This window comes from Microvenator marinus (assembly GCF_007993755.1).
Classification (GTDB): Bacteria; Myxococcota_A; Bradymonadia; order Bradymonadales; family Bradymonadaceae; genus Allomicrovenator; species Allomicrovenator marinus.
In genome coordinates, this window is sequence record NZ_CP042467.1 from 5,294,765 (window position 1) to 5,309,092 (window position 14,328).

15 protein-coding genes and 1 tRNA gene are annotated in these 14,328 nt (G+C 54.7%); 11 read left to right on the forward strand and 5 right to left on the reverse strand.

Features of this window, described 5'->3' with window-relative positions:
• Positions 1-2: 2 nt before the first annotated feature.
• A complete protein-coding gene (locus FRD01_RS21740) occupies positions 3-866 on the reverse strand; it encodes a hypothetical protein (RefSeq protein ID WP_146963039.1) in 864 nt (287 codons plus the stop codon).
• A gap of 3 nt (positions 867-869) precedes the next feature.
• Positions 870-1,847, reverse strand: a complete 978-nt coding sequence (locus tag FRD01_RS21745) for a sulfurtransferase (RefSeq protein ID WP_146963040.1) — start codon at positions 1,845-1,847, stop codon at positions 870-872.
• Between the two features lie 155 nt (positions 1,848-2,002).
• Between FRD01_RS21745 and FRD01_RS21750 the strand changes: the two genes are divergently transcribed.
• Complete coding sequence (locus FRD01_RS21750; RefSeq protein ID WP_146963041.1) at positions 2,003-2,404, forward strand: YeeE/YedE family protein; 402 nt, start codon at positions 2,003-2,005, stop codon at positions 2,402-2,404.
• Positions 2,401-2,883 carry a YeeE/YedE family protein gene (locus tag FRD01_RS21755; RefSeq protein WP_249755824.1) on the forward strand — a complete coding sequence of 161 codons (483 nt, stop codon included), beginning with the start codon at positions 2,401-2,403 and terminating at the stop codon, positions 2,881-2,883. Before FRD01_RS21750 ends, FRD01_RS21755 begins: the two co-directional genes overlap by 4 nt.
• Here the strand turns inward: FRD01_RS21755 and FRD01_RS21760 are convergent.
• Together FRD01_RS21760 and FRD01_RS21765 are read right to left on the reverse strand one after the other, a co-directional pair.
• The gene (locus tag FRD01_RS21760; RefSeq protein WP_146963042.1) at positions 2,810-3,250 is read right to left on the reverse strand and encodes an LEA type 2 family protein; all 441 of its coding nucleotides are present in this window, start codon (positions 3,248-3,250) and stop codon (positions 2,810-2,812) included. The genes FRD01_RS21755 and FRD01_RS21760 overlap by 74 nt on opposite strands.
• On the reverse strand, positions 3,247-4,293 hold the full coding sequence (locus tag FRD01_RS21765; protein WP_146963043.1) for a hypothetical protein: 1,047 nt from the start codon (positions 4,291-4,293) through the stop codon (positions 3,247-3,249). Before FRD01_RS21765 ends, FRD01_RS21760 begins: the two co-directional genes overlap by 4 nt.
• Positions 4,294-4,451: 158 nt before the next feature.
• Here FRD01_RS21765 and FRD01_RS21770 point away from each other — a divergent pair, with 158 nt between their 5' ends.
• The 3 genes from FRD01_RS21770 to FRD01_RS21780 are packed head-to-tail and all read left to right on the forward strand — an operon-like array spanning position 4,452 to position 8,568.
• Positions 4,452-6,092, forward strand: coding sequence for a response regulator (locus FRD01_RS21770; protein WP_146963044.1), 1,641 nt, complete (start codon positions 4,452-4,454; stop codon positions 6,090-6,092).
• Between the two features lie 20 nt (positions 6,093-6,112).
• The gene (locus FRD01_RS21775; RefSeq protein WP_146963045.1) at positions 6,113-7,894 is read left to right on the forward strand and encodes an ATP-binding protein; all 1,782 of its coding nucleotides are present in this window, start codon (positions 6,113-6,115) and stop codon (positions 7,892-7,894) included.
• 2 nt (positions 7,895-7,896) lie between these two features.
• Positions 7,897-8,568: a hypothetical protein gene (locus tag FRD01_RS21780; protein ID WP_146963046.1), complete on the forward strand. Its 672-nt coding sequence runs from the start codon at positions 7,897-7,899 to the stop codon at positions 8,566-8,568.
• 45 nt (positions 8,569-8,613) lie between these two features.
• Here FRD01_RS21780 and FRD01_RS21785 read toward each other — a convergent pair.
• Positions 8,614-8,684: transfer RNA gene (locus FRD01_RS21785), tRNA-Cys, on the reverse strand.
• Between the two features lie 59 nt (positions 8,685-8,743).
• Here FRD01_RS21785 and FRD01_RS21790 point away from each other — a divergent pair.
• The 6 genes from FRD01_RS21790 (at position 8,744) to grpE (ending at position 14,308) form a co-directional block, all read left to right on the forward strand.
• Positions 8,744-9,346: a nucleotide exchange factor GrpE gene (locus tag FRD01_RS21790; RefSeq protein ID WP_146963047.1), complete on the forward strand. Its 603-nt coding sequence runs from the start codon at positions 8,744-8,746 to the stop codon at positions 9,344-9,346.
• A 66-nt stretch (positions 9,347-9,412) separates the two neighbouring features.
• Positions 9,413-9,787 carry a response regulator gene (locus tag FRD01_RS21795; protein WP_146963048.1) on the forward strand — a complete coding sequence of 125 codons (375 nt, stop codon included), beginning with the start codon at positions 9,413-9,415 and terminating at the stop codon, positions 9,785-9,787.
• Between the two features lie 47 nt (positions 9,788-9,834).
• A complete protein-coding gene (locus FRD01_RS21800) occupies positions 9,835-11,415 on the forward strand; it encodes an MGDG synthase family glycosyltransferase (RefSeq protein WP_146963049.1) in 1,581 nt (526 codons plus the stop codon).
• Positions 11,412-12,431 carry a lysylphosphatidylglycerol synthase transmembrane domain-containing protein gene (locus FRD01_RS21805; protein ID WP_146963050.1) on the forward strand — a complete coding sequence of 340 codons (1,020 nt, stop codon included), beginning with the start codon at positions 11,412-11,414 and terminating at the stop codon, positions 12,429-12,431. Before FRD01_RS21800 ends, FRD01_RS21805 begins: the two co-directional genes overlap by 4 nt.
• Before the next feature lie 3 nt (positions 12,432-12,434).
• Positions 12,435-13,484 carry a heat-inducible transcriptional repressor HrcA gene (gene hrcA / locus FRD01_RS21810; RefSeq protein ID WP_146963051.1) on the forward strand — a complete coding sequence of 350 codons (1,050 nt, stop codon included), beginning with the start codon at positions 12,435-12,437 and terminating at the stop codon, positions 13,482-13,484.
• Between the two features lie 80 nt (positions 13,485-13,564).
• Positions 13,565-14,308 (forward strand): nucleotide exchange factor GrpE, encoded by a 744-nt coding sequence (gene grpE, locus FRD01_RS21815; protein WP_146963052.1) that lies wholly within the window; start codon positions 13,565-13,567, stop codon positions 14,306-14,308.
• Positions 14,309-14,328 lie beyond the last annotated feature (20 nt).

Sequence of the window (14,328 nt, forward strand, 5' to 3'; positions counted from 1 at the left end):
GGTCAGTACGGGTCGGGAAACAGCTGACCGTCGTAGCTAATTCCCAAGCCATAGGTCGTGCCTTTTGCCACAAATACACCACCGGGGATATGGCTGATATTGCCTTCCACAGAGAAGCCCCAACCGACCCGCACCAGTGCCCCAACATGAGCGCTGAGGTAGGACTTGGTGGGGCGTTCAGCCGTGGCGTCAAAGCGCTGCACCGTGTCGACTCCCACCATGATGGCGAATCGCTCGGGAATCACGAATGCTCCCGTGCCGAAGCTGCCGCGAATTCCGTCCCCAAAGCCGTTTGAACGTGCCTGGTAGGAGATCTTGGCGGTCGCCCACCCCGGAACGGGGTAGAATGAGCAACCGATAGCTAAGCCAGGTGTGAGCTCGTAAGACCCGTCACCGAGGGCTGGCAAGTACCTCTCAGCCGGGTTTGAGCCCCCAGTCGCGCCAGCGATCTCCGCATCCGACGGAATCACGCCATCATAGAGAGGTATGGAGCCGCCAACGGCAGCAGTGAGCGGACACCGTCCCTCTGAGATTGCGAAGCTCAATCCAAGGCCGAGGTCTCCAAGGCCAGAGCGCTGGTAGACCAGAGACTCGTAGGAGTTGTCGGCGATATGGAAGGGCAGCGTGAGGTTGAGCCCGACCCGAGGCGCCACGCCAACATCAAAATACGTGGTCACCGAGTGATTGGTGTACTGCCACGGCGTTTGCGTGGACTGGCCGCTCGCGTCGACCACCTGGTTCGTTGAAAACGTAGACCCTGAGACCTTGGCATAGCCAGTGCCGGGTGCCTTTACCCAAGGGCTTGCAACTGCATCACCTACGCTCACCAACGAGAGAATGAGCGCGAAACTGCACGCGCGTTTCATACCTTACTCCGTAGGCTCTGAGGCTTCGGGTTCGTGGTCCACGATCGGAAGGTCATTGTCGCGTGACCACTCGGCCCAAGAGCCGTCGTAATTCTTTACGTTGTTGTGGCCGAGCCAGCGGAAGACCGCATAAACAATGGTTGAGCGAACGCCGGTCTGGCAATACGGAATGATGAGTGTGTCTTCTTCGAAGAGGCCAAGCGACTCAAACTCTGCGCGAAGTTCGTCTTTTGGACGCAACTTGCCGGTGGTCTCGTCGTAGACATTTTCCCAGTAGTACCAACTTGCATTTGGAATCGCGCCTTGGCGTGGATCGCCACGGTCCTCATCCCCATACCACTCGCCTTCGCGGCGTGTATCGATAAGGATGGCTGGCTTTGTTCCCTCTGCGGCTTCTTTGACCTCTTCAGCAGAAGCCCAAACTGAGTCTCTCAGGGCCACCACAAAGTCACCTTTTTCAGGCACCGTGGCCTCGGTAGCCGGCTCTTCGCCAGTCTCTGCAAGAATGGTCTCGTAGCCCTCGATGACGAAGTAAACATCGCCGTGTCCAAGGTACTCAAGCGTCCAGAAGAGGCGCCCCGTGTTGCTCGAGATGTTGTCACCGTACACAACGATCTTCTGGTCGTTGTTGATGCCAAGATTTCTGGCCGTCTCGGTGAGGGCGACCAAGTCTGGAATCACGAGTCCGAGCTCGTCTTGGAACTCTTTTCCACCCAGGGTGTGAACCGCGCCAGGAATGTGTCCGGCCTCGTATTTCTCAAGGCTTCGCGCGTCGAGAACCAATGCGCCCGCATCGCGGTACTCCAGCGCCTGCTGAGGTGTAATGAAGACTGTTGAATTGAGCGGACGTGCTTCGCAAAGCTCTTGGCTTTCGGAAGTACAGCGTTGCTCGGTCACCGTGTCCCCGCAGCCCACGGTCGCCAAGAGCGAAAGTGAAAGTAGTGCGCCGATCGCGTTTCTTCTGAAATTCCTAAACAACATTGTGATCCTCGTTCTGAAAATCGGGTTTGTAATCCGGTCAACTCGACCGTGTTTGAAACCTTTACAGATTAAATCCTACTAATCAAGTAGGAATAATAAAATATTTCGCTGGTGTTCTTAATTTGGTTTTGCTAGCCCTAGGATAGAAGAGGAAAATGACGATGGAATTTGACTATATGGCACTTGCGGGCGGGGCGATGATCGGCGCAGCAGCGCTCGTCCTCTGGCTCGGTCTGGGAAGAATTGCCGGCGTCTCCGGCATTATCGCGAACTCACCGCGTGAGGGTTCTGCATGGCGTTGGGCTTTCTTGCTCGGACTCCTTGGAGCCGGAGTTGTGGCGAGTCTCGGCGGTGGAATCCCAGATCCTACGAAACCAACTGGGGTGATGCTTTTGGCGGGACTTCTTGTTGGGATAGGCACGGTCGTGGGTAACGGATGTACGAGCGGGCACGGTGTTTGTGGTATTGGCCGGCTCTCGAAGCGCTCTTTGATCGCCACGTGTGTGTTCATGGCTACCGGCGGTATCACGGTTTGGATTTGGGGAGGTGCGGTATGAGGAGTTTCGTTTTTGCGTTTCTCTCCGGAATACTATTTGGCGCAGGATTGGTGGTCTCAGGGATGACCGATACGTCGAAGGTCTTGGCCTTTTTGGACGTTACGGGAGACTTCAATCCTGCGCTTGCGCTCGTCATGGTCGGAGCAATCGGCGTGTTTCTGCCCGGATATTTTCTATCGCGTCGGCTCAAAAAACCGCTGCTGACGCAGGAATTCAGTCATCCCGAAAAGACGTTAGTAGATACACCTCTGATTCTCGGATCTTCTCTATTCGGAGTCGGTTGGGGGCTTAGCGGCGTTTGTCCAGGCCCAGCCGTGGTTAACGTGGCGTCTCTGAACTCAGGATTTTTGGGGTTCTTTGTAGCGATGCTAGCCGGCATGGCATTGGTCGCCTTAGCGCGTGGAATCAGCGCAAGAGGGGGTTTGCCCACTGGCCCATCGACCCGAAATCAGCACGAACCGGCCCTGCCGGAGTCCTGAACGCAACGCCGCCGTCAATACCCCACGGGATGGAGCGTTTGGTCAGAATATTCTGAGCCCCCACCGCAACCGCATTAAAGGCAATGCCCAGAGGGACCTCAACGCCCACGCGCCGCGCGGCGGGAATGTTGCGCTTAAGGGCCACCGAGCCGTCATTGAACCGCGAATTGAAAAGGTCGAGTGACCAATCCACTTGCTGAATCGGAAGCTCATATTCGTTGGGGTTGAAGACGTCGAGATTGAGGCCCACATCGAGCCGCGAAGCCGTCAGATTCTTGAGCAGCGCACTTTTAAGGTTGACCTCAGGGGTCTTGCAACCGCTCAAAACAAGTACGCACATCGCTAACAATAGCCATCTGTATTTCATGGAATATCTCCAACTCTGAATCCGATAAACTGGCCTGAAACCAGGCCTTCTTCGCTTACACCAAGTTTTTGAAGGGCCATCGTTCCTCCGAGGTTACCTTCGTTGATCTGGTCGATCTGGCCGTCAAAATCCACGTCGTGGAGTCGCGCTTGCCCAGTCAACGACATGCCCACTGGCACCTCAAACAGGTCTACGAATCCGTTGACCTGGCCCAAAACCCCGTCCTCACAATTTCCAATCACGTCGTTGAGACTTACACCCACATCCACCCCAGCGATATCAACGCCAAGCATTCCTTTGTCGGCAAGTCGTCCTGCCATGCCCCTGCAGTTTACGGCTCCGAGCACGACTTCACGGAAGCCTACGCCTTCTGAGGCTTGAGCGGGTAGCAGTTGATTTGTCAGCATGACCAATCCGAGGCGACCATAATTGAAATCGAGCGACCCAGACTCGATGTTCATCTGGTCTCGGTCCACTTGCGCTACATAGTCGCTGCTTATGATTTCGACTGGATACTCGGAGTCTAGAAGTGAAGCGGTGTCGAGACTGGTTTGTGAACATCCGATGCCGCCTGAGTCACGACAGCTGGGGTCATCAAAGAGTGAAATTCCGTTCCAAGTTTGGGTAGCCTTGTAATTCTCGCCTTGGTCCACCACGAGCATCGTCGTTTGGACGTCGAGCGTCTTCATTTGCGCGTCGACCTTATTGAGTCCCGATGAGACCTGATAGATCCACGGAGCGCGCCCGGAGACGTAGGAGTTGATTTCGGTCTGAATCGATTGACCGAGAATTGAGCGAAAGGTTGAAGCGACCGACGAGCCATATTGTGTTTCGACTTGACCGACAATTCGATTCGTAATCAGGGCGTCTGGCGTCACCCATTGTCCCGCGATTTGCCCGAAAATGCCCGAGAATGAGGACATGTCATAGCGAGATTCTGTGTCGTAAGGTCCTTCGACTTCCTGTTGAATTGTACTTGCGTTCATTGGCTGGCAGCCAATCAGGCCAGCGGCAGCCACTAGAATTATTGCGTATGACTTCATAAAAATACCCTTCAGTGTCGAATGGTCAGACGTGTGTTGTCGCAAAATAATCAATTCATGGCTAGCAGAACGCTATATCATGGCCTCGAAATGATAAATCCTTCGACAATCTCGACCTGAGGTTCTAGAGTCGGGCTACTCTGGGAGAGGATGAATGCATGGCGATGCAAATTTGGGCAGTTGATGATGAAGAGAGTTTGCTGATGGCGATCGGCGAGCTTCTTCGTGAGACTGACTTTGAATACAGGTCCTTTGTGGACCCTCGTGAGGTTATTCCGGCCTTAGATGAACGGATACCCGACCTCATTCTGGTGGACCTCAATATGCCTCGGATGACGGGCACCGAACTCATCAAGGCGTTGAGAAACTCAAGTGCGGCCGATGTTCCGGTGATGGTTCTGACGGCCTTGAGCTCCGAGGGCGCGCTACTGAACGCGTTCAAGGCAGGCGCGGACGACGTGGTTCGAAAGCCCTTTAGCTTCTCAGAGCTCCTCGCCAGGATTTCCTGGCAGCTCGAGAGAGCACAGCAGATTCGTGCGCTTCGAAGGAAGAACTCGGACCTCAGAATTTTGACCGAGCTGGCAAAAACCATGAGCCAGGAGGACTCGCTTGGCAATGTGCTTCGCGTGCTTGTGGACTCGATGAGGCGTGCGCTGAGCGTGGCGCGGTGCGGAGTCTATCTGGTGGATGAGGAGTCCGGAGAGCTTCATCGAGCGCTCCCCTCAGACCCATCACGCGCCGAGGGCTCGCCGAATCTCAGCCTCGACTATCGCAATATTGAGGCGCTCGCCAAAGGCTTGGCGTCTAGGCGTCCGGTCTTGCTCGGCCAAAAAGAAACCTCCGAATTGATGGCGAAAATGGGCGGTGAGGCTGTCAGGTCTGAGACCGTGTCGTCGGCGATCTATCCCATGCAGCTGAGTGGGCGACTGATAGGTGTCATCGTGTTGATCGCCACACGAGACGATTTTGGCCAGGATGACCGCGAGAAAGACCTTTGTTCGATCGCGTCCGACCTCACGGCGGTTGCCGTTCGAAGGAGCGAGCTCTTTCATTCGTTGCGCCGGGACCATTTCCTGATCGACGAGCGAAGCCGCGAACTCGCTGAAGCTAAGGACCTGCTCCAGGGCGTGATCGAATCGAGCCCAGACGCGATTGTCGTGGCTTCAATCGCCGGAGAAATCCTGATCTTCAACCGCGCCGCAGAACGCATTCTCGGTTGGTCCAGAAACGAAGCGATCGGAATGCATGTCCGAAACCTCTATCCGGCAGGTGGAGCCGAGCGAATCATGGCATTGCTCCGTCAAGACAAATACGGCGGGGAGGGGAGGCTTTTGGCTCAACGCCACGTGCTGACCGACAAAGAAGAGAGAGAACTCCCCGTGGAGATTTCGGCGGCACTCATCCACGACCAAGACGGGGCAGAGGTCGCTACGGTGGGGATTTTTAAGGATTTGCGGCGAGACCTTCACATGGAAGAACGCCTCTTGGCGGCCACAGAAGACCTTGAACGCACGCGTCGTCGGGTGGTTGTTGCGGAGCTCGCGGGGGCCGCTGCGCATGAGCTAAATCAGCCGTTGACTAGCCTCTTGGGTTATACCGAACTCATGCGGCGAAAAGTCACCGAGGCCGAGCATCTCAGGATTCTTTCGAAGATCGACTCCGATGCGAAGCGAGTGGCAGATATCGTGGGGAAAATTGGGCGAATCACCGACTACCGAACCAAAGAGTACGTGGGTGGTGCCCGAATTATGGACTTGGACAGCGCCTCTGAGGCGATCGACGAAGGGGAAGAACACTGAAGCGAAGGAAGTAGCAGTAAATGAAGACCAACATCGATTATCAAGAAGTATTCGAATCGATATCAGATCCTCTCGCAATTTGTGACGAGGATGGGCGGGTCATGACAATGAACTCGGCGGCACAAACCCTCTTGGAGCCAACGGGAGAGGTGCGTCTAATTCTGACCGCACGCGAGACCGTGCGTCAGATGCGCATGGCACCAAATCAAAGGCACGAATTTTTCATGGCCGATGTGATGCTCGAAGGTACGCGAAAAAAACGTGTGTCGGTGTCACTTGGTTCACTAGATTTTGGCGGTTATCGAGTCGCCTTCGACCCCGAACCTGTTCGCGGTGTCAGCGCCAATGTGCGTTTGCTTCAGTCGCTGGTAAACGCCCACCGCCACACTGACCTCTTCGTATCCCCCGACCGTATCGCAGCACTCTTCGCCGCGTGTTTCCAAGAGGTGTTTACTGATGTTTCCTTCCACCTCGAGTTCCCTGACCCGGGCTTCGTGTTCCAGCATCAGGGCTGGGGCTCGCCCGCATTGAGTCGGACGTTGAAGGGTGCTCAGTCTGGAAAGCTGACCGCGGACGAGTTTCTCTGGGCCGATAGTGACACCGGATACCGCGTCGTCTCTCAAGATTCGGAACATCCGGTTGTCTTGCAGGTTGAAAGGCGTGGCGAGGAGAAGTTTACGGTTGCGGAACGTGAGGCGCTTGAGACTTTCTTGCAGCAGACTAGCCTTGCGCTAGGCCGCATCCTGCTCCGCGAGGACTATTCCAAGATTTCACCCATCATCGACCATCTGGATAGCGTGGTTCTGATTTGTGATTCACGCCGAAAGATTCGAGTCACGAACAAGATGTTCGAGGATTTGGTGGGTAAACAGGCGATTGGCCAAGATGTGCTAGATTTCTTTGATGTCGACTCGCAGAAACGGCTCAGAACCTCGTCGGCATCAGTGATGGCATCGGGTGAAGTCGCGATCTTTGAAGGCGAAGTCATTCGGGCCGACAAGTCCAGTGTTCGTCTGCAGATTCAAGTCGCGCCAATTGGGGTTCGAGAGTCCCCTGGATTTGTTGTGACGGCAGGGGCGAATCAGGCAACAGTGGCGCAGGTTTCCGAGCGATTGCAGCGCGCCGAGCATCTGCTCAACATCGGACAACTCGCTACGGGTGTGGCCCACGAGCTCAAGAATCCGCTCACATCCATTCTCAATTACGCGGACTATTTGCTTCAGAAGTACGAGGGCAAGTTCTTTGAGGAAAAGGACAGAGACCGCCTTCAGCGCATAATTTCGGGCGTTGAGCACATCGATAGCTTCGTTAAAGATCTGCTCCTTCTGGCAAAACCAGACGCCGACACAACCGAAGTTGTGGCTATTTCAAAACTAGCCTCCGACGTAGTGATGTCGTGCGAAGTCTCTCTAGAGCGCTTCGGCGCCCACCTCGCCGTTGAGGTGGACCCTGACGCCAAGGTGAGGGGCTCGAGGGCTCAGCTAAAGCACGTCTTTGTCAATCTTGTGAACAACGCCGCGCGCGCCATGGAAAAGCCCGGTGGTCGAATCGTTCTTCGCGCCCGAACCGAAGGGAAATTGACGATTTGTGAAGTTGTTGACGACGCGAAAGGTATTGAGCCCGAACATTTAGAAAGGATCTTTGAGCCATTCTTCACAACCCATGACTCGGAGGGTGGAACGGGTCTGGGTCTTGCGATTGTCGAAACCATTGTCCGAAGGCACGAGGGGCAGATCGGCGTGGAATCTACGCCGGGTCAAGGCACGACTTTCAGAATCATCTTCCCACATCCGAGAGTTTAGCCATGGAGATTGATTGGATACTGGTGATCTACTCGATAGGGCTTCTTGGTGCCTTACTTTCTTTGGCCAAGGTGTTCAGCATATGGGAATCGAGGGCAAATGACCAAGGCCTCGAAATGTATAGCGAGAAGACGACCAAGACTGGGGCGATTAGAAATGTCTTTGGAAGGCGTACGATAGAGATTGAAGCGAGCGCTGACGACTTTACGCATTCGGTCGAGATCTGTGACACAAGAAAACAGAGCTACACTCGAATCATGATTGATTTTCCGGACCGAGTTAAACAGGGCATCACGCTGATGACCGAAGCGGACCAAGGCGTAATCAAGCGGTTCTTACACCTTCAAGAAACCAAGATTGGCCACGAAGCATTCGATAGTCAGTTCCTGATCCTCGCACCGTCACAAGAGCGAGCGGAGTCCCTGATTACGAACAAGTTCAGACGCCAGGTCGTAGACCTTAAGAGTCGTTTCGATGAGGTGAAGGTGTCTCAAGAGGGTGTCTTTCTTTACACCACAAAGCCCTTAGCTGGCGACGAGCTCACCGATGCGCTTGAAGGAGCGCTCAACCTTGCACGAGAGTATTTTCGCAGGGTGACTGAACTGGAGGCAGAGGAAAAGGCCCAGGCCGACGCGATGCTCGACCAGGCTCCGTCTGTGGATACGGCGTTTTGATGGATTTCGGACACAAAAAAACCCTCGATTACTCGAGGGTTTTTAAGGCGGCGACCGGATTCGAACCGGTGATCAAGGCTTTGCAGGCCCATGCCTTACCACTTGGCTACGCCGCCGAAGGAAGAGGTGGGTATCATGCTCCAAAATTGGGTGTCAATCAAAAGATGGTGCGTTCATGGAAATTTGGCTAGCGCTTAGCGTCATCATAGCTCTTATCCTCGCGGCAGCATTGGCGTTTCAGCGGCAAAGCGCGGCGAAAGAATTATTGGATGTTCAGTTGAAGGCCGAGAAGGCTTTGAAGGTCACTGAACTCGAGGCGGAGAAGCGAGTGTCTCGGATTCGCAATGAAGCTGATACGAATCTGGAGCGCGCAGAGCATAAGTTGCTCAAAGACCTGATGCCGCTTGCCGATGCTCTACTCGCGGCTCGTGGGCAAAAGAGCGGGGAGGGTTTGGCCGAAGGCGTCGAGCTCGTGTGGGGGCAATTCGAGGGAATCTTGAAGCGCCACGGCGTTGAGGTCATTGAGCCCAATGAGTCCGATAGTTTTGATCCAGTGCGGCATGAAGCCGTGGAGCAGAGAGAGGTGGAAGGCCTTAAGACCGGTATGATTGCTGAGTGTTACCGTGTTGGCTTTTCGCAAGGTGCTGATGTTTTGCGCCCCGCCATGGTGGCGGTCGCCAAAGCGCAGGTGTCGTCTCCACAGGACGTTGTGCTCGATTTTTCGGATGAAGAGGAGAGCGTCGCGAAAGTCGTAACGGAACCTATCAATGCGGATTGACCGCAAACGTTCTGGGCTCTATCGTCTCTACGAACTAATATTTCATTGTTTGCTAAGGAGTTCCCGATGGAAGTGAGCCGTAAAGTGATGATCCTGGATGAAAATATCCTCGACGTCATGGAGGCCGAAAAGTACCTCAAGGAAGGCGGCTACGATGTCGTGACACTTTCCTCCCCTAGCGGTGCCCTCTCCAAGATCGACTTTGAGAAGCCTGAGATCCTCTTGATCGACATCGAGATGAATCGTCTCAACGCGAACGACCTTTTGGAAACGCTTCGTTCGTCGGAGGAATACGAGGAACTTGTGATCGTGTTGTACAGCGATATGGATGCAGAAAAACTGCAAAAACTCTGTATTGAGAACGATATCAACGGTTATTATTGCAAGTCGATGGACGTGACTCAGATCGCATCGTTCCTGGATAATTTCTACGAATTTTGAGGTCCGATGCGCGGACTTCGACTACTTGCGCGACAGGGGAGTTCTAGATGAGTGAATCGAATTTGAATGGGGCTATCGTTTGGATTCTGGTGGATCACAGCGCTCGAGAAGCCGCCTACAAAGAGGTGGCGCAGCTCCTTGAAAGCGATGGGGCTACCGTCGAGATCGTCACCATTACTGAGGTCCTTGGGTCAGCGGCGCGAGGCGCGATTGCAGGCGGCGCCGAGCGTCTGCTTCGTGGTTTGAGAGTCGCTGTACAGGGCCGCACTGACGAAGATTTCCTAGGGGCTATGAGGCGTGCACGTCCCGATTTGCTCGTGATTACTGATGCTCGATATGCGCGACCGCTCGGGCTGGTGGAGACGTTGACAGGGATCAACGCGCTTCAAGTGGGCGTGGTTTCCGATTTCCAATTTGGTGCCGAGTGGTTGCGAAGTCCGTTCAAGGGTTTTGTGGTCCCGAATCAAGAATTCAAGACGCAGCTTGAGAGAAATGGCGTAGCAGGAGAACGTGTGATCGTTGCGGGTCCTGCCGTAGAGTCAAGGTTCTCAAACGAAGTCGACCGTGAGGCAGTCAGAAAGGAACTCAAGCTCGGGGACCAAAGTGTTGTCTTGGTTCGAGCGGATACCCTTGAGACCGCGACTCTAGAAAAGCTGGTTTTCCAGGCCACCTTGGTCGAGAAAAAGGTCCGTTTTGTGTTCCATCACCAGGGCGATAGTGCAGCTGCCGGGACCCTGCGGCGCGCAGCGGCTCAATATGGTTTGAGGGCGTTGATGTTCGGGAAAGTTCCTGATTTGGAACGCTATTTTGCAGCCGCCGATCTTGTGGTGGCCCACCCCAAAGAGGTTTTCATTCCTGAGATTATCGCGCAAGACCGGCCACTTCTCTTGGTGGGTGATGAGACTGGCGCTCCCGAACAAATCGAGTTCCTCGTGCGTCACGGAGCCGCTCGGCACGTCAACGACTTGCTCAAACTTGGAGCAGTGCTCGATGATCTCATCGAAACAGGTCTTCAAAGCGCGCAGGAGGCTTCTGACAAGCTCAGTGGCACTAGCGGGGCCGCCGATGTTGCTGAGGCGCTCAAAGTGGCGTTGGCCAATCGTGAGGCGTGGAAGACTGCTGCTGAGACGCACCAAGAGCCTGTTCCCGAGGACGAGCAGAACGATTCGAGTCCTTTCGAGGAGATTGGAGGCGGGGGCGCTCAGAGCTCGACGACAAGCGCCGAGTACTCTGGATTGTCCATGGCCCAGGCTCGAGACCAGCTCGCGAACCTTATCATGCAAGAGCGAGATGTTGAGCGCCGTCTCGATGAAGTACAAAAGCAGCAGGAGCGTTGGCGAGGCCGGCTGAACCTGGCTCGTGAATGGAATGAAGTGGACCTCGCCGATGAAGCACAAGGTATCTTGCGCGGTTATATGGCTGAGGCTGAGACCATCGCAAAAGAGCTTGAAGCGATTCGGCGGCAAAAAGACAAACTCAAAGCCGCTGCAAATCCCGGCGCTGCGGAGTCAAAACGCGAAACGGACGATCCGCGCGTTTCCGACGTTGAGAAACGGTTTCGAAAAATGGAATCGGAATCTGAATTGGAAGGTCTCAAAGACCGAATCCGACGTGAATTTGGCGAATGAAAAAAACCCTACTTTATGGGGTGATTGCCTTGGTTATCGGTGGGTTCTTCTTCTGGCTTGCAGCCCGAGAACTCCCACTCGATGAGGTCGCTCAGGCCTTGGATGCGTTGGTATGGGGAGAGATCGCGCCCGTTCTTGTCGCAACGTTTGTCCTCTACAGCATTTCCCATTTCGCCCGTGTTTGGCGCTGGTACTATCTGGTCAAGCCCATCGCTGAGGTAGATGCGCGGACAGTGGCCGAAATTTCGACCGTTGGTTTTGCCGCCATATTGCTTTTTCCGATGCGTCTTGGAGAGTTCGTGCGTCCGGTGCTCTTGGCCAGACACACAGCGGTTCCAATGAGCGCAGGACTCGGAACTGCCGTTGTGGAGCGTGTGATGGACGGCCTCGTGATCACGGGCCTACTTTTTCTGACCCTGACCCTCTACAGCGGTGATGCCTCTACTTCGTCGATCATGGCCGGTGGCATCATAAGCGCATCGGTGTTCATTCCTGCCTTCACCGTTTGTTTGATGGCCTGGTTCAAACGCGAGTGGACCATGCGCTGGGTGAACGCAGTCGCGGAAAAAATCCCCGGAGGAATCGGCCACAAGGCGGCCGGTATGTTGGATGCCTTTATTTTGGGGCTCAAAGGAGTTGGAAATGCGAACACCTTGGGGGCGTTCATCGGGCTTTCGGCCGTGTATTGGGGATTCAACGCGCTGACGATGTGGTGTTTGGCTTCGTTTGGCTTTGGTCTTGAAATTGGACCCCTTGATGCGTTGACCATGCTCTGTGTGTTGGTGGTTGGGATCATGATCCCTGCGGGGCCGGCGATGGCCGGCAATTTTCAATTCTTTGTCATGCTTGGCGCTGGGCTCTTTGTCTCTCTGGAGCAGGTAGGGGGCCGTGTTGGCGCATTTGCTGCGATACTTCATGTCCTACAATTTTCAGTAATTGTGCTACCGGCACTTGCCGTCAGCGCGCTGGGTGCCAATCTTGGGGCGTGGTGGAGAATCCCGTCGGAGCAGGAGTAGCCCATGGCACCTTTACATGACCTTAATGAGCGGCAGCGAGGGGTGCTCTTTTACATCGTGGACACCTATATCCAACGAGGCGAGGCCGTGGCGAGCGCTACGATCGCTCGGGAATCTCAGCTCGATGTGAGCTCTGCCACGATCCGAAACGTCATGGGGGACCTTGAGTCGATGGGGTTGCTCACACAGCCGCACACCTCGGCAGGCCGAGTTCCTACAGCACTTGGACTTCGGCAGTGGGTCGATGAAATCGCACTGAAATCTCACGCCGCGCCCATCTCGATTGGGCTCGCCGAACTTAGCGATGAGAGTGATCTCGAGTCCAACGCGAGCCGCGCTGGGGCGATCCTAAGCCAGTTGACCAACTTCGCTGGCCTAGTGCTCGGCCCTCAACTCTCTCAGGTGCGCCTTCGGGATTTGAAGTTAGTCTCGATTTCTGACCACAGAATTCTAGCAATTTTGGTCACTGAGGAAGGAAGAGTTATCGAGAGGATGTGCCATCTCGACGACCCTCTAGACCTCTTGGCTCTCAATCAAATGCAGAATTACCTCGTGGAGTATGTCACGGGGCAGACCTTGGACCAGATGCGCCTGAGGATTCGCGATGAACTCAAGATGGCTCGAAGCGCGAAGCGGCAATTCGAGGAGTCGGCGCTTAGGGTGGGCGAGCAGGTCGCATCTTCGAACGAGGAGACCAAATTACGCGTTGAAGGGCTGACGAAATTCCTCGATATCGCAGAGCTGACCTCAGATATGGACAGGCTTCGAGAGGTGGTTCGCGTGGTGGAAGAACGTGAGAGGCTGATTGAAATTCTGGACCGCATTGAATCGGCCGCAGGACCGAGCGTAGCTATTGGTACCGAGCTTGAAGAATCCGATTGGGCGCGTGACCTTGGTTTGGTGGTCTGCCGCTTCTATCAAGGGCCAGAGCCGGTTGGCATGATCGGTGTGCTCGGGCCCATGAGGATGGACTATCAGCGCATAATTCCGCTAGTCGAGAGAGTTGCAGGTGTGTTAAACACTGCCCGAGACGACGACTCGAATCAAAACTAATTGTAAGGTGGCTTGCCACCTGTTGTTTTCAGATGGGTCTAACCCAGTGGTTCTGACCGGTGTGAGTCCGGAGGTATGTTTTGACTGAAGAAAATGAGTTTGGAACGCCTATCCCCTTTGATGACCAAGACGGCGATGTCGAGCCCTCCTCACCTGAGGTGGACGAGGCACCAGAAATCCTGGAAGACCTCTTCTTAAGCCCTGATTCTGAATCGAGTGTGGCGGAGGTCGTTGAAGCTGGTGAAGTGGCTGTAGTTGATGACGCTCTTATCCAAGAACTCAACGATAAATTGGTGTCTCTTGAAGAGGAGCGCGATGACCTGAAGAACCGATTGATGCGCTCCGCCGCTGACCTCGACAATTTTAGAAAACGTGCCGCGCGAGAACGCGAAGACCTCAGAAAGTACGGCATCGATAGGGTCGTTCAGGAGTTGCTACCAGCGCTCGATAACCTTGAGCGAGCGCTCGATCACGCGGAAAAAACCGAGGCGGGCGCAAATATCGCGGAAGGCGTGCGTATGGTCTCTCGGCAGTTTGTGTCTTCTTTGGAAAAGCACGGCGTGGTGCAATTTGATGCACGCGGTGAGCACTTTGACCCCCAGAAGCACGAAGCGATTCAGCAGGTTGAGTCCAGCGAACACGATACCGGTGTGATCGTTGAGCAATATCAAAAAGGATACTTTCTGCACGACAGATTGTTGCGTCCTGCGTTGGTTGCGGTTGCAAAACGTGTCGAAGCACCTCAAGATAACGTTTCAAGCGAAGAGGACCAGAGCCAGCCGGTTGAGGAAGAGTCAATCGAGTCGGCAGAAAGCGAAGAGTGAGAGCACCTAAGCTCGGGGAT

Excerpts from the sequence above, each read along its gene's own strand:
- FRD01_RS21740 (WP_146963039.1), bottom strand. The coding sequence starts at position 866 with ATGAAACGCGCGTGCAGTTTCGCGCTCATTCTCTCGTTGGTGAGCGTA.
- FRD01_RS21745 (WP_146963040.1), bottom strand. The coding sequence starts at position 1,847 with ATGTTGTTTAGGAATTTCAGAAGAAACGCGATCGGCGCACTACTTTCA.
- FRD01_RS21750 (WP_146963041.1), top strand. The coding sequence starts at position 2,003 with ATGACGATGGAATTTGACTATATGGCACTTGCGGGCGGGGCGATGATC.
- FRD01_RS21755 (WP_249755824.1), top strand. The coding sequence starts at position 2,401 with ATGAGGAGTTTCGTTTTTGCGTTTCTCTCCGGAATACTATTTGGCGCA.
- FRD01_RS21760 (WP_146963042.1), bottom strand. The coding sequence starts at position 3,250 with ATGAAATACAGATGGCTATTGTTAGCGATGTGCGTACTTGTTTTGAGC.
- FRD01_RS21765 (WP_146963043.1), bottom strand. The coding sequence starts at position 4,293 with ATGAAGTCATACGCAATAATTCTAGTGGCTGCCGCTGGCCTGATTGGC.
- FRD01_RS21770 (WP_146963044.1), top strand. The coding sequence starts at position 4,452 with ATGGCGATGCAAATTTGGGCAGTTGATGATGAAGAGAGTTTGCTGATG.
- FRD01_RS21775 (WP_146963045.1), top strand. The coding sequence starts at position 6,113 with ATGAAGACCAACATCGATTATCAAGAAGTATTCGAATCGATATCAGAT.
- FRD01_RS21780 (WP_146963046.1), top strand. The coding sequence starts at position 7,897 with ATGGAGATTGATTGGATACTGGTGATCTACTCGATAGGGCTTCTTGGT.
- FRD01_RS21790 (WP_146963047.1), top strand. The coding sequence starts at position 8,744 with ATGGAAATTTGGCTAGCGCTTAGCGTCATCATAGCTCTTATCCTCGCG.
- FRD01_RS21795 (WP_146963048.1), top strand. The coding sequence starts at position 9,413 with ATGGAAGTGAGCCGTAAAGTGATGATCCTGGATGAAAATATCCTCGAC.
- FRD01_RS21800 (WP_146963049.1), top strand. The coding sequence starts at position 9,835 with ATGAGTGAATCGAATTTGAATGGGGCTATCGTTTGGATTCTGGTGGAT.
- FRD01_RS21805 (WP_146963050.1), top strand. The coding sequence starts at position 11,412 with ATGAAAAAAACCCTACTTTATGGGGTGATTGCCTTGGTTATCGGTGGG.
- hrcA (WP_146963051.1), top strand. The coding sequence starts at position 12,435 with ATGGCACCTTTACATGACCTTAATGAGCGGCAGCGAGGGGTGCTCTTT.